At 68.9% G+C, this 18,101-nt stretch carries 22 protein-coding genes and 1 riboswitch; of the genes, 11 read left to right on the top strand and 11 right to left on the bottom strand.

Annotated elements, in window-relative coordinates; genetic code table 11:
- Positions 1-91: 91 nt before the first annotated feature.
- Both AC6I9V_RS16010 and AC6I9V_RS16005 read left to right on the top strand, forming a co-directional pair.
- Complete coding sequence (locus tag AC6I9V_RS16010; protein WP_497900110.1) at positions 92-1,567, top strand: DUF5129 domain-containing protein; 1,476 nt, start codon at positions 92-94, stop codon at positions 1,565-1,567.
- A 98-nt stretch (positions 1,568-1,665) separates the two neighbouring features.
- Positions 1,666-2,043 (top strand): cupin domain-containing protein, encoded by a 378-nt coding sequence (locus AC6I9V_RS16005; protein ID WP_349411306.1) that lies wholly within the window; start codon positions 1,666-1,668, stop codon positions 2,041-2,043.
- A 21-nt stretch (positions 2,044-2,064) separates the two neighbouring features.
- On the opposite strand, the gene AC6I9V_RS16000 is transcribed toward AC6I9V_RS16005, so the two are convergent.
- The 3 genes from AC6I9V_RS16000 to AC6I9V_RS15990 form a co-directional block, all read right to left on the bottom strand.
- On the bottom strand, positions 2,065-3,213 hold the full coding sequence (locus AC6I9V_RS16000; protein ID WP_497900109.1) for a serine hydrolase: 1,149 nt from the start codon (positions 3,211-3,213) through the stop codon (positions 2,065-2,067).
- Between the two features lie 176 nt (positions 3,214-3,389).
- Complete coding sequence (locus AC6I9V_RS15995; protein WP_497900108.1) at positions 3,390-4,583, bottom strand: type II toxin-antitoxin system HipA family toxin; 1,194 nt, start codon at positions 4,581-4,583, stop codon at positions 3,390-3,392.
- A complete protein-coding gene (locus tag AC6I9V_RS15990; RefSeq protein ID WP_497900107.1) occupies positions 4,583-4,780 on the bottom strand; it encodes a helix-turn-helix domain-containing protein in 198 nt (65 codons plus the stop codon). The genes AC6I9V_RS15995 and AC6I9V_RS15990 overlap by 1 nt, the downstream gene beginning before the upstream one ends.
- A gap of 273 nt (positions 4,781-5,053) precedes the next feature.
- On the opposite strand from AC6I9V_RS15990, the gene AC6I9V_RS15985 reads away from it, so the two are divergent.
- Complete coding sequence (locus AC6I9V_RS15985; RefSeq protein WP_497900106.1) at positions 5,054-5,611, top strand: dihydrofolate reductase family protein; 558 nt, start codon at positions 5,054-5,056, stop codon at positions 5,609-5,611.
- Between the two features lie 96 nt (positions 5,612-5,707).
- Here the strand turns inward: AC6I9V_RS15985 and AC6I9V_RS15980 are convergent, their stop codons facing one another.
- Positions 5,708-6,439, bottom strand: coding sequence for an NlpC/P60 family protein (locus AC6I9V_RS15980; RefSeq protein WP_497900105.1), 732 nt, complete (start codon positions 6,437-6,439; stop codon positions 5,708-5,710).
- A gap of 4 nt (positions 6,440-6,443) precedes the next feature.
- A riboswitch (cyclic di-AMP (ydaO/yuaA leader) is annotated at positions 6,444-6,606 on the bottom strand.
- Positions 6,607-6,807: 201 nt separating this feature from the next.
- Here AC6I9V_RS15980 and AC6I9V_RS15975 point away from each other — a divergent pair.
- A complete protein-coding gene (locus AC6I9V_RS15975) occupies positions 6,808-7,062 on the top strand; it encodes a hypothetical protein (RefSeq protein ID WP_497900104.1) in 255 nt (84 codons plus the stop codon).
- On the opposite strand, the gene AC6I9V_RS15970 is transcribed toward AC6I9V_RS15975, so the two are convergent.
- On the bottom strand, positions 7,059-7,580 hold the full coding sequence (locus tag AC6I9V_RS15970) for a DNA alkylation repair protein (protein ID WP_497900103.1): 522 nt from the start codon (positions 7,578-7,580) through the stop codon (positions 7,059-7,061). The two genes, AC6I9V_RS15975 and AC6I9V_RS15970, sit on opposite strands and share 4 nt — an antisense overlap.
- Positions 7,581-7,996: 416 nt before the next feature.
- Between AC6I9V_RS15970 and AC6I9V_RS15965 the strand changes: the two genes are divergently transcribed.
- From AC6I9V_RS15965 to AC6I9V_RS15955, 3 genes are all read left to right on the top strand, one after another.
- Complete coding sequence (locus tag AC6I9V_RS15965; RefSeq protein WP_497900102.1) at positions 7,997-8,962, top strand: glycoside hydrolase family 16 protein; 966 nt, start codon at positions 7,997-7,999, stop codon at positions 8,960-8,962.
- 390 nt (positions 8,963-9,352) lie between these two features.
- Positions 9,353-10,663, top strand: a complete 1,311-nt coding sequence (locus AC6I9V_RS15960) for a hypothetical protein (RefSeq protein WP_497900101.1) — start codon at positions 9,353-9,355, stop codon at positions 10,661-10,663.
- Positions 10,664-10,786: 123 nt separating this feature from the next.
- Positions 10,787-12,196 (top strand): MBL fold metallo-hydrolase, encoded by a 1,410-nt coding sequence (locus AC6I9V_RS15955; RefSeq protein WP_497900100.1) that lies wholly within the window; start codon positions 10,787-10,789, stop codon positions 12,194-12,196.
- A gap of 163 nt (positions 12,197-12,359) precedes the next feature.
- On the opposite strand, the gene AC6I9V_RS15950 is transcribed toward AC6I9V_RS15955, so the two are convergent.
- The 6 genes from AC6I9V_RS15950 to AC6I9V_RS15925 all read right to left on the bottom strand — a co-directional run bounded on the left by AC6I9V_RS15950 (position 12,360) and on the right by AC6I9V_RS15925 (position 15,467).
- Positions 12,360-12,707 carry a hypothetical protein gene (locus AC6I9V_RS15950; RefSeq protein WP_497900099.1) on the bottom strand — a complete coding sequence of 116 codons (348 nt, stop codon included), beginning with the start codon at positions 12,705-12,707 and terminating at the stop codon, positions 12,360-12,362.
- Between the two features lie 172 nt (positions 12,708-12,879).
- Positions 12,880-13,644: a sulfite exporter TauE/SafE family protein gene (locus tag AC6I9V_RS15945; protein ID WP_349411318.1), complete on the bottom strand. Its 765-nt coding sequence runs from the start codon at positions 13,642-13,644 to the stop codon at positions 12,880-12,882.
- The gene (locus AC6I9V_RS15940; protein WP_497900098.1) at positions 13,641-14,249 is read right to left on the bottom strand and encodes a rhodanese-like domain-containing protein; all 609 of its coding nucleotides are present in this window, start codon (positions 14,247-14,249) and stop codon (positions 13,641-13,643) included. Before AC6I9V_RS15940 ends, AC6I9V_RS15945 begins: the two co-directional genes overlap by 4 nt.
- A gap of 157 nt (positions 14,250-14,406) precedes the next feature.
- Entirely contained in the window at positions 14,407-14,709 is a 303-nt protein-coding gene (locus AC6I9V_RS15935; RefSeq protein WP_497900097.1) for a rhodanese-like domain-containing protein, read from the bottom strand.
- A gap of 117 nt (positions 14,710-14,826) precedes the next feature.
- The gene (locus AC6I9V_RS15930) at positions 14,827-15,153 is read right to left on the bottom strand and encodes a metal-sensitive transcriptional regulator (protein ID WP_497900096.1); all 327 of its coding nucleotides are present in this window, start codon (positions 15,151-15,153) and stop codon (positions 14,827-14,829) included.
- 2 nt (positions 15,154-15,155) lie between these two features.
- The gene (locus AC6I9V_RS15925; protein ID WP_497900095.1) at positions 15,156-15,467 is read right to left on the bottom strand and encodes a rhodanese-like domain-containing protein; all 312 of its coding nucleotides are present in this window, start codon (positions 15,465-15,467) and stop codon (positions 15,156-15,158) included.
- Between the two features lie 154 nt (positions 15,468-15,621).
- Here AC6I9V_RS15925 and trxA point away from each other — a divergent pair, with 154 nt between their 5' ends.
- The 4 genes from trxA to AC6I9V_RS15905 all read left to right on the top strand — a co-directional run bounded on the left by trxA (position 15,622) and on the right by AC6I9V_RS15905 (position 18,076).
- A complete protein-coding gene (gene trxA / locus AC6I9V_RS15920; RefSeq protein ID WP_497900094.1) occupies positions 15,622-15,987 on the top strand; it encodes a thioredoxin in 366 nt (121 codons plus the stop codon).
- A gap of 80 nt (positions 15,988-16,067) precedes the next feature.
- Positions 16,068-16,184 carry a DUF8730 family Cys-rich protein gene (locus tag AC6I9V_RS15915; protein ID WP_497900093.1) on the top strand — a complete coding sequence of 39 codons (117 nt, stop codon included), beginning with the start codon at positions 16,068-16,070 and terminating at the stop codon, positions 16,182-16,184.
- Positions 16,185-16,236: 52 nt separating this feature from the next.
- Positions 16,237-17,511: an MFS transporter gene (locus AC6I9V_RS15910; protein WP_497900092.1), complete on the top strand. Its 1,275-nt coding sequence runs from the start codon at positions 16,237-16,239 to the stop codon at positions 17,509-17,511.
- Between the two features lie 88 nt (positions 17,512-17,599).
- Complete coding sequence (locus tag AC6I9V_RS15905) at positions 17,600-18,076, top strand: hypothetical protein (protein ID WP_497900091.1); 477 nt, start codon at positions 17,600-17,602, stop codon at positions 18,074-18,076.
- The last annotated feature ends 25 nt before the right edge of the window (positions 18,077-18,101 follow it).

Raw genomic sequence — 18,101 nt, 5'->3', positions numbered from 1 at the left:
GATGCCCGCCACAGCACCGTCATGGTGTCTTTAGGCCCTTTCAGCCCCGGCGCGCGTCAACGACGCTGGCAGTAAACACTACGCTCAGACGATGGGGATCATGCGGAAAATCTTCGGCCCGAAGCTGGCGGGCGCCCTGTTGCTGCTCATCGGCCTGGCCGGCATGCTGCTCGGCGCCGCACCGGCGGCGCTGGCGGTGCCGCCGGCCGACGTCGTCGTGGCCGACCGGGCGGGCGTCCTGGACAGCAACACCCTGCTGCCCGCGGTGCGGAGAATCGAGTTCTACCAGCCCACCAAGGTGGCTGTGTACACGTATAAGGGCACCGCCGCGGACAACCTCAACGAGGAGGTGCTGCGCTACGCCCGCGCTGAGCACCCGGACTGGATCAGCCAGGACGGGCAGAAGTGGGCGGACGGCCTCTTCATCTTCGCGCTGGATCCGGTGGGCCGGCACGTCGGAACCTACATGGGCGAGGACCGGAAGGTCTCCCTCGAGCAACGCGATGACATCCAGAACGCCGCCAAGGACCTGCTGCGTGATGCCCAGTGGACGGAGGGCACGATCGCCGGCATCCGGCGCGGCGCCGAACTGATCAACCAGCCCTGGTACCGCTCCACCGCTTTCCTCGTCGCGGCCTGGAGCGCGGCGGGTGCCGTGGTGGCCGGTGCGGGCACCTGGTTGCTGGTGCGCTGGCGGACGAGGGTGGGCAGCCGCAAGGAGATCGCCCGCGGGGACGCGAATTACGCCAACGTGAGCATGGACCTCCAAGTCACCGAACTTAACGCCGGCACCATCCCGGAGTCCTCCCGCTACGGCAGCACGGTGCTGGAAAAGCACCGCACCTTCCTGGGCCGGTACAACACTGCCACCGGCCTCTCCAACCAGGTGCACGCGCTGACGCAGCGCCAGTTGGGCCGCCGCTCAAGCCTGGCGCTGGCCCGGCAATACGCGGATGCGGCCGCCGAGCTCGATGCCCTCGACGATGTCATCTCCGACACCAACGCCCTGCTGAACCGCGGGTCCATCTGGGCGACGGCCTGGGACCGCCAGCTCGCACCCTTCCGCAGCGATCTGGCAGGCGTCGAGGGCCTGCTGGCCAAGAGCCACGGCGAGGGCGGCTCCGCGACCGCCGCGTCGCTGCGCTCGTTCCGGGACCGCAGCCAGAGCGACATCGAACGCTGGACGGCCGAGCTGTCCGACGGCGGCATCAGCCCGGAAACGGCGCTGGACCGGCTGCGTGACGCCCGGACCGAGCTCTCGGAACTGCTGAAGGCCCATGCGGAGACCGTGATCGCCGGCTATGCCCGCAACGAGCGGGAGGCCAGGCTGATGCGCAAGGATATGGAGCAGGCCCAGTCCGGGACCGGCAGGAAACAGCGGCCCCGCTACGAGCCCAGCATCCTGGGTACAGTGTACCCGTCCTACTACTTCTTCTCGGTCCCCACGTTCAACACTGGCCTCAGCACCGGGGTCAGCAGTGTCAGCACCGCCCGTGGCGGCAGCACCACGGGATATGGCGGCAGCGGGGGCAGCTTCTCCGGCTCCGGAAGTTCCTCCAGCTTCTAACTCCAGCTGCGAAGAGATTCATATCGACAACCGGCGGCCAAGCGAGGATTCTAGGCCCCGTAAGCAGTTCATTTCCCTGATCGAAGAGAGGGAGTGCAATGTCCGCAAACGTTGTCACCCAGCTGCAAGTGAAGTCCCACAATTCCCCGGATGAGAAGCGCCGCCCAGACAAGAGCGAGATCGATATTGTCTCCGTCGGCGACTACACCATCGGCCGGTTCAGCTTCGAGCCGGGGTGGCGCTGGTCCGAATGCATCAAGCCGGTGGTGCACACGGACTCCTGCCAGAACAGCCACGTCGGTTTTTGTGTCTCCGGCCGGCTGAGTGTCGAGACGACCGACGGCGGCCGGATCGACGTCGGCCCCGGCGATTCCTACACCATCCCGCCGGGCCACGACGCCTGGGTGGAAGGCGGGGACCCGTTTGTCGGGGTGGAGTTCCTCAGCGCCGCCACGTTCGCCAAAGCCGGCGAATAGCCGGCCTGCGGCTTCAGTGGCTCAGCCGGGGAAGAGCGCGGCCGAGACGGTCCGGGTCAGCAGGTGGATGACCCGGGTACGGCTCGTGATTTCCGCGGGACTCCGGCCCAGGGTGTAAACCACAAACGCGTACGCCTTCCCGCCGCGGACCAAAAGGCTGGCGTCGTGCAGGTTGCCGTAGAGCAGACCGTATTTGTGGAACACGACGACGTCGGGCGGCAGCGCCGCCGGGATCAGCGTTTCCAGGTTGGTGTCCTGCATGTACGAGAGCAGCTCGGCGGTATCGGGCGCGCTCAGCAGCTGACCGGTGTAGAGCAGTGCGAGCGTGCGTGCCGTCTCGGCAGCCGTGAGCTTGTTGTAGCTGCGGTCGTAGTCGATGCCGATCGACGCCGCGTAGTCGGTCAGGCGCCGTGATCCGAGCGCTTCGAGGATCATGGCCCAGGACTCGTTGTTGCTCTGCTGGATCATCTGGCGGATCTGCAGGCCTGCCGTGCTCGCACCCATCGGCGCGTCCAGCGACAGCTCCCCGGTTTCGGCCAGCCGGTAGTACGCCGCCGCTGCGAGGACCTTGGCGGTGCTGGCCGCCGTGAACTTGCTGCGCACACCGTACTCGTGCACAACGCCATCCGCCACGTCGATCAATGCCACCCCCAACTGGTAGCCGGGGTACGACCGCACGATGCGGTTCAGTTGCGCGTCGAGGTCGGGCCCGATGGACGGCGCGGGCGCCGCGGCGGCGGCCGCCCCCAACGGTGCCCCGGTCTCGGGCGCACCGTCTTCCGGCGCGCCAGCTTCCGGAGGGCTCTGGCTTGGCGGGTTTTCGGTTTGGCCTGGCGGCACCGCGGCCGTCGACGACGGCGACCCACCGGTTCCAGCCGGGTCCCGCTGGGCCGCGGCGGTTGGCGCGGGGTCGGCCGTTGGTGCTGCCTGCTGCACGGCGAGCGTCGTCGGGTCCGGCACGGCGGGCGCGACCGCCATCGCACCCGCTGCGCGCGGGGCGGAGAATGACTCGCTGGACGGGACCGCCGCCTGACCGACTGCGTAGACGCTGGTGGCCAGCACCAGGGAGAGAATGGCGCCGATTCCGGTCAGGGTCTCAGCGCTGGGCCGCCCCCGCCGCGTGTGCCGGACCCCGTGGCGGCTGTAGCCGCCGTTTCGCACCAGACCCACGGGGCATCATCCCCGGCCGGTCGGGTTCGTCCACCGGCCGGTGTCCATGGGCGCTGATAAAGGCATGCAATTCCTCCAGGCACAGGCACTTTCAAGAACCGCGGGGCTTCAAAGTCCCTGAATTTTGCCTGCCGGAGGGCGCCGTAGCAAGGGCCGGACCTTGAGAAAACCTTGGCTCAGGACCCCAGTTCCTGCCGCCTGAAGCGCAGCACCCGTTGGGCGCCACGCAACGGGGAGCCGGCGAACGGCAGCTCCTCGAGACGGATGGCCCCCGCCGCCGCAAGGGCCGTACGGTTGGCGCCCGCAGCAGCCCGCGGCGGCAGCCCAAGGGTGTGCGCGAATTCCGCCCAGTGCTTGGCCTTGAGGTTCTTGGTTTTTCCGGCCACGGGCAGCGCGAGGGTTTCGTCGCCGTACAGCAGGGTGCACGGAACGTCATACACGGGGGCCATGATGAAGCCGGCGGCGCCGCCGAGGACGGCCAGGTTCTTCGCGTGAAGATCGCCGTTTCCGGTCAGCCAGGCGAAGAGGAACTGCAGGTACAGGTTCCGGCTGGCAATCAGCGGCGCCTTGCAGATGCCGGCCAGCGCGGCAGCCACCTGTTCGGCGCTCACCCCGTATTTCGAGGCCGGCGGAAGGCCCAGCACCTGGGTGCCGTCCTCCAGGGGAAGCCGGTGCCACGCGCCGTCGGGCGTCCGGTAGCGGTCGAACCGTTCCACCAGGAGCCCGGGCAGCCCGTTCCGGTCCGCGATGACGGAACTCTTGGCGACCGCGATCTTCAGCGCCTTCGCAGCATTCAGATGGGCTGCCTCGTTTTCCACCAGATGCGGATGTTCCGGCGGATCCAGCTTCAGCAGGTAGCGGTGCCCGCGTAGGGCCAGCGGCGTCGTCAGCATGGAGGCACTGGTCTTGCGCTGCACGCCCGGGATGCCGTGCAGGTCCACAGTATTCGCGAGGAAAGAAAAGTCCAGCTCCTCGGGCCGCGAGGTGTCGGCCAGTGCCGCCGGCTCCGCCGGGGGCTCGCCGGCGGGCACCACTTGGACGTCGCCCGGTACGTCGGAGCCGACGGCGAGCAGCAGGGTCAACTCGTCATCGAAGCTAGTCTTGGTAGCGTTCTTCAGCACCGTGAGCCGGTGCCCCTCGGGCAACAGGCCGGCAAAGAAGGCCGGCAGGGCGCCGGCCGGGGCTTCCACCGCCGTCTCGGACAGGGGCAGCGAGACCGCGACGGCGGGATAACCGCCCGCGAGGTAGTCGGCGCGGTAGGAGAAGCGCACGCCGCCATCGCCGGTGCGCGCCAGCTCCCCCGCCGGGACCCCGTTTTTGTAGACATCGGCGGCCCGGACAAAGCGCAGATCCTGCAGTTCGGCCGGCATCAGGCCACCGCGAGCTTCAGGCCCAGGACATTTGCCACGGACACCACGGCCTGCAGCGAGGGGTTGCCGGTCCCGGTCTCGATGGCGCGAACGGTTCGCTCCGAGGTGCCGGCCAGATGAGCCAGGTCCTCCTGTGTCAGTCCGGCGTCCTTCCTGCTCCGGCGGATTCCCTCGGCGATCGCCGCCACATCATCCACTGTTTTCCCTCCCCAACGGACCCGCCACGACTGTCCGGCATCATTTTGCCGGTTCGGGCGGGAAACTCCCCCTATCGTGCCGCAATTTACGACTTTCGGCAAGATGCTGCCGAAACGACCTGAGTGAGGGGATTCAGCCCGCCACCCGGACTCGGACCGGCACCATGTTGCCGGTCTCCGCGGGCAGAGGCGGCGGTTCCCGCCGTCGTTTCCCCCCGGAACGTTCTCCGCCGGACTGTTCCCCGGGGTCCGGTGCGCGCGTAGGCTCGGCGCATGCGGAAGATCATCTTTGCAATGCAGGTGTCCCTGGACGGGTTCATGGAAGGCCCCCACCGGGAGCTTGACTGGCACATGGTGGACGACGAGCTCCACAGCCACTTCAACGAGGAGCTCCGCACCATGGGCGCCTTCCTGGACGGCCGCATCACCTATGAGCTGATGGCCGCCTACTGGCCGACGGCGGACCAGAACCCGGCCAGCACGCCACCCGAGGCCGAGTTCGCGGGCATCTGGCGCGAGATGCCCAAGATCGTCTACTCCAAAACCCTGGAGAGCGCCGATTGGAACACCACGGTGGCGCGCGACGTCGTCGTCGAGGACATCCTGGCACTCAAGGCACAGCCCGGCGGCGACCTGGCCCTGGGCGGGGCCCGGCTGGCGGACAGCTTCCGACGGCTCGGACTGATTGACGAGTACTGGATCTACATCCACCCGGTGCTGCTGGGGCAGGGCACGCCGCTGTTCAAGCCCGCAGACAGCAGGGCCGCACTTACGCTCGCCGAAACTCGGACGTTCGGCAACGGAGTGGTCCGGGTGCGGTACACCAGCTGAGTTGCGGCGGACCAGCGAAAGCCGGTGGCCGGCTGTCGTAGCGACAACCGGCCACCGGCCTTCGGGAGCAGTGCTGGTGCAATGCCTACACGGTGCTTACGCTCCGGCGCGGACGAACGTCACACCGCCGGTGGCGGTCAGCCAGGAGAGCGGGTGCGAGATCGTCTGGTTGGATCCGTTCATGCCGCCGCTGATGGCCTGGCCGTTGCCGGCGTAGATGGCGACGTGGCCGGACTGGACGATCATGTCGCCCGGCTGCGGGTCGGCCACAACCTTGCCGTAGTTCATGAACTGCTGCGGACCCAGGTCGCCGACCGGGATGCCGGCAGCGCCGAGGGCCTTCTCGACCATGGCGGTGCAGTCCTGGGTGATGCCGATCTGGCTGTAGGCGGCCGACAGCATTGCGGCGTTGACTCCGCCGGCAGCCGGGGCCGGGGCCGGGGCAACGGCAGCCTGGGCCTGGACCGTGATCTTGGGGGCGGCCGGAGCCTGGGCAACCGCCGGTGCGGCGACGGGCTTGGGCTGCTCGACGACGGGCGCGGGCGTGGTGGCCACGGCCGGACGGTCGAAGCTGATCTGCACCGCGGAATCCGCGGTGACCGGCGCCGAAACCTTGCTGGCGACGTCGACGGATGATGCCGGTGCGGAGTCGCGCTCGGCCGGTGCGGACGCGGCATTGGCCGCCATGCCGCTCGTCAGGACGAGGCCGGACGCCGCCATAATGACTGCGGCCTGGCGGCCGACTGTGCCTGGCTTGACCGAAAATGCTGAGGTCCGTCCTGCGGGGACGTCGGAACGATGGCGCGCAGCAGTAGTGCGTGAAGTCATGTTGGTAGCCTCTCCCAATGCCTGCGAGGTGAGCTGTCGGATTCGGATGGGAGGCACCCGGCCGCGGGCCCGTCAGAGCGGGCTGCGCGGCTTCACCCCAAGACCCGCCGGAGCGGCAGGTAATAAGTGGTTTCCCCGTCTCTGCCAGAAGGTTGCATTCGGATTCCGGGCCGCGGCAGAGTTAGGCAATCGGCTCGGAAGCGCCCGTATCGGAAACAAACAGGCACCTATCCACGGTAACGGTACTGGGCGGTAATGTCACATTCAGGTAACGGGGGCGTGTCCTGGCGGGGAATTAGGCCTAGGGCGCCGGGCGCCGCCACGCATAGGATGGGCTCATCCAGCGTTCCCCGAGCGGAGGCCCTGTTATGAACCGGCACTGTGTCGCCATCTGCCAGCTAAGTGACCAGCCGCAGGAGGACTTCGACGTCAACACGGAGCTGCTGGTTCTCGAGGGCGGGGAAATCCACGTTGCCACCTGGGACGCCGAACCGCGCGACGGCGGATTCGACGTCCACGTCCTGAACGACCGTGTAGATGCCCTCGGCTTTATGGTCGTGACCGATTGGCAGTTCCTCGATGGCAAGGCCTACGCCGTGGTGGAGCGCAGGCCGTCCCGCTAGGGAACCTTGCGGCGCCTGCCACCGTCGGAGCGGAGTTCGCCCGCTGGTGCCAGCTGCGCCGCGCGGCGCAGCCACGGGTCCGGATCCTGCAGCCACCGTTCCAGCACAGCCTCGGCCCGGTTCCGGCTTACCCCGTCAAGACCCGCAATCAGCGGCCCGACGACGTCGACCGCCAGCGGATCCGCCAGCTCACGCAGGCGCGCACCGCGCAGGAAGCCTTCGATCCGGGTCAGGTCCGAGTTGTCCAGCATGGTGATACGGGACTGCAGCAGGACGACGGCGGCGAGGCGGCGTTCGAAGACCGGTACCGCCCACAACTCCGAGCTGAGCGCCGTGATCCCGTCACGGCCGAGGTGCCGGTAGCGGCGGAGCGCATCCCGGACCGCGCCCCGGACGGCGCCGACGGAGGCGCCGTAGGACCCGAGTTCCGGACCGAGACGGGACCGTGCCTCCTCGGCCCGCTGCCAGGTGCTTTCGCGCTGCAGCGCCGCATCAATGAAGTCACCCGCCTCGCTCATAGGTCCATTCTGTCGCAGCCGCCGGCCCGGTCCTGCAGCCGGGGTCAACCCTGCGCGGCAAACTTTCCGCGTGCGATGCTCTCTGCGGAGTGGGCCGGGTTCCCGTCGTAGGGTTCGTCGGAGATGTCGAGGACCTGCCGTCCGGATACAGCAGGGCCCCAGCTTCTTCTCCGGCCAGAGCACCAGGACCGGCAGGCGTTTTGCGAACGAAGGTTACGATCGGGTAACGTTGACGGCTGGCCCGAGGGCCAGGCCCGAACGCAGGGCCCCGGATGCCCGCTGTGCAGGGCGCCGCCGCGCCATTCGGCGCCTGCTCGCCCTGTCCGCCAGGCGGGGCTGAAAGAAGCTGCAAGACGCTCGCCAGCGGCCCGACCGCGCCTGACGCTTGCGCCAATTCAATAGCCCGGAGGGGTCACTTGTTCAAGAAGATTGCCATCACCGTTACCCTCGGTGCCTTGTCGCTGACCGGATGCAGCGCTGCGTCCTCAGCCGGTACCGCCGCGCCCACCAAGGCGGCCAGCCCGACGTCGTCTGCCCGGGCAGCATCCCCGACGTCGGCGCCGGCCACCTCCGCCGCCGCTCCGGCCCCCGCGGAAACCACCGCAGCGGCCCCGGCAACTCCGCCGGCTGCCGCACCGGCGGCCCCCAGCACTCCCCCGGCCGTGCCGGCCGAAGCACCCGCGGTGCCGGCAGCGCCCGCAGTGGCACCGGCCCCGGCAGCCCCCGCCGGCGACGGAGCACAGGCCGCGGCCGCCCTGGGCTGGGGTCCCGTTCTAGCCGGCGACGAATTCTCCTACGCCGGCGCCCCGGACGCCACCAAGTGGGGCGTCTTCAACGGCGCCGGACATGCCGGCAAGGGCGTCCGCAGCCCGCAGGCGTGGTCAGTGGCCAACGGCGTCGCCACGGTCACCGGCGACGCGGCCGGCACCACCGGCGGGATGTCGGCAAAGTTCGGCCAGCAGAAGTACGGCCGCTGGGAGACCCGGATGAAGACCAACGCCCGCGACCCCGAGTACCACCCCGTGCTGCTGCTGTGGCCGAACAACAACACCTCGCCGAACTGTGCCGAGGTGGATTTCGCGGAAGGCACCTCGAACACCGCTGCCATGAAATTCTTCCTGCACTACGCCTGCAGCGGCGGAGACTTCCAGACGACGGCGGCCACGCCCGTGGACACGACGCAATGGCACAACTACGCGGTGGAGTGGACGCCGGCCGGGATCACCGGCTACATCGACGGCGTGAAAACGTTCAGCGACACCAACCCGGCGCACCAGCCCACGGTCGGCATGCACCAGACGATGCAGCTCGACTGGTTCCCCGACGGCACCGCCACCAGCCCGTCGCAGATGCAGGTCGACTGGGTCCGCGTCTACCAGTAGGACAGAGGCGGGCGGCGCAGTATCCGTCACCGCAATACCTAAGGCATCGTCACACCACAAAGGCACCATCTTCGGCTGAGGACGGTGCCTTTGTGGCGCCGGGCATAAATCCTCTGGTGCCGCCGGAGCGCGGGGCGGAAGCTGGGCGCAGCACATCTTTCGACGGCAGGGAGTCCAGTCGTGCGCCCAGGTGCTGCAACAAGAACCAGAATCCCCGGCGGTCCCCCGTGGCGACAGCGCTGGTTTCTGGCCTGCGCCGCGGCCGCGCTGGCATTGAGCGGCTGCACACCCGGATCACCATCCCCTCCTTCTGCCAGCAGCCGCCCCGCCTCGTCCGCCGCCGAGTCCCCCTCCCCTGCCGGCGCCTCAGCGTCTCCGGCGGGTGATGCGGTGCTCTCCGACGAGGAACTGATGTCCCTGGTGGACCGGGCGATCAACGGCAGCCAGCAGGGCGCCGGGAGGGTCTCAAAGAGCGCGGACCTGCGGACGCGCCTTCAGGGACGGCCTGCACCCGCGCAGGGGCCCGCCGTCGAGCCCGGTGAATGCGGCGTCTTCCAGCCGCACAGCGCGCCGACCAGCAGCGCAGACCTGGACATGAATTTCGCGGCCGGCGTCCTGACGCTCACCGGAGCGTGGTCCCGCGAGGCCGTGGCCTTTGTGCTGGCCAGGAGCGCGCCCCGGGACACGGTGGTTGCCGCGGACTTCGCCTACGCCGACGAGCAGGCCGCCACCTGCGCGAGCTTCCGGCAGGCCTCCGCGGACTCGCCGCCGACCACCGTCCGGCTGCTGACCGTCCCTGAACTGGGGGAACGGGCCTACGCCCTGGTTTCGAGCCCGGCCGCAGCAGCAGATACTGCCCCGGCTGCCGGCACCGTGTCCCTGCAGGTCCTCAAGGGAACAGTGTCTCTCGGGCTCAGTCGGCAGGTGCCGGCCAATCCGTCCGACGACGAACTCCAGTCCGCCCTGGCGCCGCTGCTCGGGCTGGCCCAGAAGCTGGTCCGGGAACTGGCCGGCGGCGCCCCGGCCGCCAGTGTGCCGCCCAGCCCGACGTCGAAACCGCCGTCGGAACCGCCGTCGGCGCACCCCGCACCAGCCCAACCACCGTCCCGGCAGGCACCCGAACTTCAGAGCCCGGAGCAACTGGCGCGGCTGCTGCAGGGCATTACCGGGCCCAACGGAAGCCCGGCCCAGGTGCTGGAAGGCCGCTACGCCCCCACGGAACCGGCAACACCCGCGGATCCGGCCGCCCCACACTGCATCTACGACGACGCGGCGTACCTCGCCTCGCTGGGCGGAGCAGCCACCGTGGTGGCCGAGATCCCCGGCACCGGCCAGGCACCCGACCAGATCAGCCTGCGGCTCATCGGCCTGCCCGCGCCGTCACCGGACGGGTCAGCTTTCGACCGACGGGCCGCCGATCTGGCCGGCTGCACCACGGTTCAGGAGCAGCTGCCTTCGGCTGGGTCCCGGACCTGGTCGCCGCTCAATCACCCCATCGTCGATACCAGCGGGCAAACCGGCTACGCCGTTGTGTACATGCTTCCCGACGGAACCGGCGTCCGGCATGTCCTGGTGGGTGCCCGTAAGGGCAGGCTCTGCGTCGAAACCGAAACCAAGACCCTCTCCGACAGCGCCGTCCAGCAGGCGGCGGACGGCCTGGCGGCAACCATCAACAAGGTGATGGCCAGGGTTGGCGGCTAGGCACCGTCCCGGGCGGCCGAAGCCGTCCGGACGCAGCTTGCGTGATACCCCCGGGGGTATTATTGTTGAAGTCAGAAGAGGAAGGAATCCCTTCCCCGTCTACATCAAGAAGGAGCACCCTGAATGCTTATCGAGCGCATCTATGACGAAGACCTCGCCCAGGCCAGCTATTTCATCGGCTGCCAGGCCAAGGGAGAGGCGCTGGTCGTTGATCCCCGGCGCGACATCGCCGTCTACGAGGACCTCGCCGCCGCCAATGGCATGAAGATCGTGGCCGTCACCGAGACCCACATCCACGCCGACTTCCTCTCCGGCACCCGGGAACTGGCCGCCGCAACCGGCGCCACCGCCTACGTCTCCGGCGAGGGCGGAGCCGACTGGCAGTACGGCTTCGACGCCGAACGCCTGCACGACAATGAAGAGATCACCCTCGGCAACATCACGGTCAAGGCATTGCATACCCCCGGCCACACGCCCGAGCACCTGTCCTTCCTGATCACCGACGGCGCGTTCGCGAACGCCCCCGGTTACCTGCTCTCCGGCGACTTCGTGTTCTCCGGTGACCTGGGCCGGCCGGACCTGCTCGACGAGGCCGCCGGCGGCGTCGATACGCGCTTCGAGGGCGCGAAGCAGCTCTTCGCCAGCCTCCGGGACAAGTTCCTGACCCTGCCGGACCACGTCCAGGTCCACCCCGGCCACGGCGCCGGCAGTGCCTGCGGCAAGGCCCTGGGCGCCATCCCCTCCTCCACCGTCGGCTACGAACGGCTCTACGCCTGGTGGGGCCCTTACCTCGCCGCCAACGACGAGCAGGGCTTCATCGACGAGCTCCTCGACGGCCAGCCCGACGCGCACGCTTACTTCGCCCGGATGAAGCGTGAAAACCGCGAAGGCCCGGCCGTGATGGGCGAGCGGACCCCGCTGGCCGAACTCGCCACCGCCGACGTTGCCGCCGGCCTGGCCGACGACACCCTGACCTTCGTGGACACCCGCCCCAACGGCCAGGTCCACGAGGGCACCGTTGCCCGGTCGCTGAACATCCCGGCCGGCAAGTCCACCGCCAGCTTCGGCGCCTGGGTCGTGAACCCCGAAACCGACAAGAACCCGCTGGTCCTGCTCGCGTCCAGCCAGGCTGACGCGCAGGAGATGTGGGACCACCTCGTCCGCGTCGGCATCGACAACGTCGCCGGCTACCTCACCAGCCTCGAGGGCCTGCCTGCCAGCACCCCGAAGCTGATCCAGCCGGAGGAACTCGACGGCTTCGACGCTGCCATGGTCCTGGACGTCCGGAACCGCACCGAGCACACCGCTGGCCACATCCCGGGCTCGTACCAGCTCAGCGGCGGCCGCGTGATGTGGCACCTGGATGAGCTCCCGGCCGAGGGCACCATCGTGTCCTACTGCCAGAGCGGTGTCCGGAACTCCGTCGCGGCCAGCGCCCTGCGCCGCGCCGGCTACGACGTCGTCGAACTCGACGGCAGCTACGCCGCCTGGGCCGCTTGGCAGCAGACGAAGGCAGCCGTCAACGCCGCCTAACCGGGCCCGGACGCCCGGACACCACCGCGCAAAGACCATCGGCGGCACTCCCAGCAGGGGGTGCCGCCGATGGTCTTTGTCGTGCTGATGGTCGTTGTTGTGCCGAAGGTCTTTGTTGTTCCCAGGCCAATCCCTCATCCGGAAGGCGGCATGGTGGAGCTCGCTATCTCAAACCCTTGCCCAGTTCACGCACCGAGGGCCAGGTGGTGTAGCCGAGCCGGCGCTCTGCCTTGTATGGCCGGGCCGCGATCACGCAAAGGATGATCACGGCCACGGCCGGAGCCACGATTGCCGCAAGGGCGACGGAGATAAGCCATTCCGGGGGCCTCGCCCCCGTCACTGAATAGATCGCCAGCGACGCCATTACCCCAAGGGCCGACAGGACCACAACCGAGAGCCGCCGCGTCAGGCGCCACCAGTAGCCGGCGGGCGGCTGGATCGGCAGGGCGCTCCATTGGTCCGGGCGGACGACGCGGACGCCTCGGATGCTTTCCTCGCCGTCATGAGTCACCCGGCGTACCCGCTGTGCGTATCAGTCGCCATGCGCCCACCATGCCACACCGAGACCCCGAACCCCTGTATCTCGACGACGGCCCGGCCCACGCTACTCCCAACGGCGCGGGCACGCAGAAGGGCGCCGGAGGAATCAATCCTCCGGCGCCTTCTGTGGGCAACGGGTGCTGCTAGGAGAGCAGGGCCTGCACGCTCACGTAGGCGGCGACCAGCAGGACCAGGACGCCGAATGCGCGCTTGAGCACCTTGTCCGGGATGTTGGTTCCGAGCCGGCCGGCGACCAGGGACGCCACCATGGCTGCGCCCGCGAACGCCGCCGTGACGGCCCAGTCGATCTGCAGGTCACCAAGGTGGGCGGCGAACCCGGCGACCGAGTTGATCACGATGATGACCAGCGAGGTGCCGACGGTCACCGCCATGGGCAGGCCCAGGACCAGGGTCAGGGCCGGGACGATCAGGAAGCCGCCGCCGACGCCCAGGAGCCCGGTGAGGAAGCCCACGACGGCGCCGGTGGCAATGGCCTTAGGCAGGCAGCTGCGCCAGTGGACACCGCCGCCGGGCAAGGCACAGGACCCGCCGGAGGCCTTGGACGGCAGCATCATCCGGATCCCGGCGAAGACCATGATCGCGGCAAACGCCAGCAGCAGCACCTTCGGGTCCAGCAGCCGGTTCACGTAGGCGCCGAGGTACGCGGTGGCGGTGCCGGCCGCCCCGATAATGAGGGCCAGCCGCCAGTTCACCCCGCCCCGCAGGCGGGGCAGCACCGCGACGGCGGAGGACGCACCGACGACGACCAGCGACGTCGGGATCGCCGCGGCCAGCGGGAGCCCCACGCCGTAGACGAGGGCGGGGACGGCAAGAATGGACCCGCCGCCTCCGACCAGGCCCAGCAGGCCGCCAACGATCAGCCCGAACGCCGCCGCGGTGAGGATCATGCCTTGGCGCCCAGGTTCTGCAGGGCCTGGTGCGCGGTGGGCTCGTTCGCGGAACGGTTCCACGGCATCTTGGAGAGCATCTGGCCCATGGCGCAGCTGTTAGTGGCCGCGGAGAAGGTCAGGCCCGCGCCGATGCCGCCGGCCAGCAGGCCGAGCTTCGGCGAGAGGAACTTGCTGCCGACGATGCCGGCCAGGACCAGCGAGCCCGCCGTCATGCGCACCTGGCGCTCCAGCGCCCAGGTGTTCTTACCCTTGACGACGTTGCCGCCGGCCGTGGCGTAGGCGGGGACCCCGCCGGCGAGCACGCTCGCGCTGCCCAGGCCCACGGCGTCCAGGTGCTTGCGGGCCTGCTCGGCCCGGTTGCCGGACTGGCAGACCAGGACCACGCGGGTGCCCATCTTGGCGGCGAACTCTTCGGTGTGCTCGCTCAGCAGCGGCAGCGGGACATGGTAGGAGCCCTTGATGTGCATCGAATCAAACTCGGCACCGCTGCGTACGTCGATCACCATCAGGTCATCGTGGTTGTCCTCCCAGGCCTTCAGGGTGGACGCGTCAATGGTCTGGGGTGCGGTGTCGGTCGTGGTGGTTTTGTTTGAGGAAGTCATAGTCTCTTTCGGTCTAGCTTGGGTGGTTCCGGCGGCAGCCCACGGTCGGGAAGCCGCCATCCACCGGTCCGGCAGCCCGCAGGGGCGGAGCCTGGACAGGTGGGGCCCGGGCGGCGCGCTGGGGGGGAAAGCGCCGCCCGGGCAGTTCGTGGGGGTCTTAGCCGGCGGGGAGGCCCGCGGCAGCCCAGTCGAGCATCCCGCCAGTCATGGTGTAGGCGGTGAAGCCGGCGGCGGTCAGCTGGTCGGCGGCTGCCGCACTGCGGCGGCCGCTGCGGCACACGGCGACGACGGGACGGGCCTTGTCCAGTTCGCCCATCTTTGCGGCAAGGTCGCCCAGCGGAATGTGGCGCGCGCCGGCAATCATGCCGCCCGCCACTTCCGCGTCCTCGCGGACGTCCACGATCTGGGCGTCGCTGCCGTTCTTGAGCTGGTCGTTGAGCTGCTGGGCGGTGAGATCCATGCGGGTGCACCTTTCGGGCGTTGGTGGAGAAGGTCGTGGTGAACCGGGTTGAGCTAACCCTCAATAATATACCCCAGGGGGTATTGAGCGTTCAACCTGCCGGGAAGCGTACGGGCCTCAGGTCAGGCGAAGAAAAAGCCCGCGGATTTCCTCGAGGGTCGGCTTGCGCCCCGCCGCAGAAACGTCATCCCCGGCACGCGGCGCAGCCGGGGAGTCCGCAATGCAATCGCGCATGGCGGAGGAGATCAACTCGAAGCCCGCCTTATCGAGGGCCCCGCGGACCGCAGAGAGCTGGGTGACCACTCCCCCGCAGTCGGCCCCGGACTCGACGGCGGCGATCAACGCCGCCAGCTGCCCCTGGGCGCGCTTGAGCCTATTGACGGTCCGACGCCGGCCGGCATCGGGGCCCAACCCTGCGGCCGCCCCGCCAACGACGGTGCTCACGGTCAGTTCCCGCCGCTATAGGCCACCGGATGGCCGTTCCGGTACCACTCGGTGATGCCGCCCATGACGTTGACCGCGTCATATCCCTGTTCCACGAGGTGCGCCGTAGCCCGCGAACTGCGGCCGCCGGAGGCGCACATAACGTACACGGTGCGGCCGATCGGAATATCCCCAAGCGACTGCGAAAACCGGGACATCGGCAGGTTTTTGGTGCCGGGAACGCTGGCTTCGGCATATTCCTCGGCCTCGCGGACGTCAATAATGGACACGCCCGGCCCCAGGGCCGCGAGGTCATCCACTGAAATGCTCTTCATCATGCTTTCCTTTCAGGCGTCCGGGTATCCCGGGCGGGTTTGCTTCTCTTCAATCGTGATACCCCCGGGGGTATTTTGCAAGTCGGGACGATCGGGTGGCCTGAAAGCATCCGGACGTTTGCACAAAATACCCCCGGGGGTATAAATTGGATTCATGGCAACCATCGACATTTCCGAAAAGACCTTCAACGACACGATCTCGAGCAACGACATTGTGCTGGTGGACTTCTGGGCAGCGTGGTGCGGTCCGTGCCGCATGTTTGCCCCGACGTTCAGCAAGGCCTCCGAGGCGCACTCCGACGTCGTCTTCGCCAAGGTGGACACGGAGGCCGAGCCGGCGCTGGCCGCGGCGGCACAGATCACCTCCATCCCCACCCTGATGGCGTTCCGCGACGGTATTCTTGTCTTCTCCCAGCCGGGCGCCATGAATGCCACCGGCCTGGACGAGCTCATCACCGCCGTCAAGGGGCTCGACATGGACGAGGTCCGGGCGAAAGTATCCGCCTCCGCCGCGTCCTGAGCGGCCACGCCTCATCACAAGCAGTCCAATACAACCCGCGGCACAAGCCGCACCCGCAGTACCCGACTCAAGGAGAAACAATGTGCAGTCCCGTCCGTTGCAATAGCTGTGGCAAGATCACCTGGGCCGGGTGCGGCGAGCACGTGGAGTCCGTCATGGCCGACGTACCCACCGAGCAGCGCTGCACCTGCAAGTGATCCCACCCCGACCCGCCGGGATGCCACGGCACCTGCGCCCCACCGGGCGATGATGCCGCCCCGGCCCGCGCCCGTACGGGAGCACCTTCCTGGCCGCGATTCGCAGCGGAAGGTGCTCTCCGTGCTGGTCGGCGGCCAGATCCTGGGCGGAATCGGTATGGGCGCAACCCTCTCCCTCGGTTCGCTGCTGGCGGCCCAGCTGTCCGGCTCGCCGGCCTGGGCCGGCACGGCAGCGACCATGAGCACTCTCGGCGCAGCCCTCGCCGCGATTCCCCTGGCCCGGCTCGCGCGCGCACGGGGACGCCGAGTGTCGCTCTCCACCGGCGCCTTCATCGCGGGTGCCGGCGCGGTCATCGCGATCAGCTCGGCCGCGCTCACGGTCTTCCCGCTGCTCCTGCTGGGGCTGATGCTGCTGGGTTCGGCCTCCGCCGTGAACCTGCAGGCCCGGTTTGCCGCCACCGATCTGGCCCGGCCCGGTTCGCGTGCCCGCGACCTCTCCGTGGTCGTCTGGTCCACCACAATCGGAGCCGTGCTGGGCCCCAATCTCTTCGGCCCCGGGGAAGCCGCCGGCGCCGCACTCGGCTTGCCGCCAATGACCGGTGCTTTTGCCTTTTCGGTGGCCGCCCAACTCGCCGCCGCCGCCGTGTACCTAGCCGGACTTCGGCCGGACCCGTTGCTGGAGGCGCTGAAGTCCGGTGACCGGCCCGGGGAAACTACGGTTCCACAGTCCGGACTGCGGATCCTTCGCAGCAACGCCCGGGCCCGGTACGCCGTCGTCGTCGTGGCGCTAAGCCATGCCACCATGGTGGCGCTGATGTCCATGACTCCGATCCATCTGCGCGAGCATGGCGCAAGCCTGACGATCGTGGGCTTCACCATCAGCCTTCACATCGCAGGAATGTACGCGCTCTCCCCCGTCTTCGGCTGGCTTGCCGACAAGACCGGACGGCTGCCAGTCGTGCTAATGGGCCAGGGCATGCTGCTGACATCTCTCCTTATCGCCGGTTTCGCCGCGGATTCCCGCACGGCCGTGACGGTTAGCCTCATCCTGCTGGGCCTGGGCTGGTCCGCCTCGGTGGTCGCGGGCTCAGCAATGGTGGCCGAATCCGCTTCCGGGCAGGACCGGCCGGCCATCCAGGGCGTATCCGACCTGGGCATGAACGCCGCCGGGGCCCTCGGCGGCGCCCTTGCGGGTCCGGTCCTTGCCGCGGCGGGCTATTCCGGGCTCGGCTTTCTGGCTATTGCGCTGGTTGCTGTCGTCACCGGCTGGACCGCCATCCGTGCGTGGGGAAAGGCGGAAGAACATGCCGCGGCACACCAAGGCTGAGGATGGGCCCGCCGGCGGACCGGTGGAAGCCTCGGGCTGGCCGCGACGGGAGTGGCGTTTGCTGCGCCGCTGGGAGCGCCCACGACGTGTGACTGCCGGCATTACCGCCGCGACGTTCGCGGTGGTGCTGGCCGCCGCGACCGGCATGGTCGGCGCCGGCGCGGTCTTGGCCGCGTGGTGGACCGTCCCGGCGATCGCCGCCGGTTCGCTACTGGCCGGCCTCGTCGTCGGCAGCTACGTCCGGGCCCCGATCGGCGCAGAGGCCACGGTGTGCGACACCCGATGGCCGATGCTTGGCCTCGCCGGGCTGGCGCTGGGCACCTCCCCCGGCCCGGACAGCCTCCTTGGTTGTCTGTTCAGCTGGGCGTCTCCCGCAGTGCTGGGCGCCGTGATCCAGCCTGCCGCCGTGCTCGCCTCGCTGGCCCTGCTGGGCTGGGCGCTGCGCCTGCGCCTGGATCTTGAACAGGCTGCGCTCACCCCCGCCGGCGGGGCACCGCCCGGCGGCGAATCCTGCACTCACTGCAGGCCGCTATTTCCCGCCAAAACGTCGAACCACACCCTCTGACCCGGAACCGCCTGCAATAGACTGA

The sequence above is a fragment of the Arthrobacter sp. SlRoot2-15 genome (assembly GCF_059739345.1).
This window is presented reverse-complemented; position numbering and strand designations above follow the sequence as displayed.

Excerpts from the sequence above, each read along its gene's own strand:
- AC6I9V_RS16010 (WP_497900110.1), top strand. The coding sequence starts at position 92 with ATGGGGATCATGCGGAAAATCTTCGGCCCGAAGCTGGCGGGCGCCCTG.
- AC6I9V_RS16005 (WP_349411306.1), top strand. The coding sequence starts at position 1,666 with ATGTCCGCAAACGTTGTCACCCAGCTGCAAGTGAAGTCCCACAATTCC.
- AC6I9V_RS15995 (WP_497900108.1), bottom strand. The coding sequence starts at position 4,583 with ATGCCGGCCGAACTGCAGGATCTGCGCTTTGTCCGGGCCGCCGATGTC.
- AC6I9V_RS15985 (WP_497900106.1), top strand. The coding sequence starts at position 5,054 with ATGCGGAAGATCATCTTTGCAATGCAGGTGTCCCTGGACGGGTTCATG.
- AC6I9V_RS15980 (WP_497900105.1), bottom strand. The coding sequence starts at position 6,439 with ATGACTTCACGCACTACTGCTGCGCGCCATCGTTCCGACGTCCCCGCA.
- AC6I9V_RS15975 (WP_497900104.1), top strand. The coding sequence starts at position 6,808 with ATGAACCGGCACTGTGTCGCCATCTGCCAGCTAAGTGACCAGCCGCAG.
- AC6I9V_RS15970 (WP_497900103.1), bottom strand. The coding sequence starts at position 7,580 with ATGAGCGAGGCGGGTGACTTCATTGATGCGGCGCTGCAGCGCGAAAGC.
- AC6I9V_RS15955 (WP_497900100.1), top strand. The coding sequence starts at position 10,787 with ATGCTTATCGAGCGCATCTATGACGAAGACCTCGCCCAGGCCAGCTAT.
- AC6I9V_RS15945 (WP_349411318.1), bottom strand. The coding sequence starts at position 13,644 with ATGATCCTCACCGCGGCGGCGTTCGGGCTGATCGTTGGCGGCCTGCTG.
- AC6I9V_RS15940 (WP_497900098.1), bottom strand. The coding sequence starts at position 14,249 with ATGACTTCCTCAAACAAAACCACCACGACCGACACCGCACCCCAGACC.
- AC6I9V_RS15935 (WP_497900097.1), bottom strand. The coding sequence starts at position 14,709 with ATGGATCTCACCGCCCAGCAGCTCAACGACCAGCTCAAGAACGGCAGC.
- AC6I9V_RS15925 (WP_497900095.1), bottom strand. The coding sequence starts at position 15,467 with ATGAAGAGCATTTCAGTGGATGACCTCGCGGCCCTGGGGCCGGGCGTG.
- trxA (WP_497900094.1), top strand. The coding sequence starts at position 15,622 with ATGGCAACCATCGACATTTCCGAAAAGACCTTCAACGACACGATCTCG.
- AC6I9V_RS15915 (WP_497900093.1), top strand. The coding sequence starts at position 16,068 with ATGTGCAGTCCCGTCCGTTGCAATAGCTGTGGCAAGATCACCTGGGCC.
- AC6I9V_RS15910 (WP_497900092.1), top strand. The coding sequence starts at position 16,237 with ATGCCGCCCCGGCCCGCGCCCGTACGGGAGCACCTTCCTGGCCGCGAT.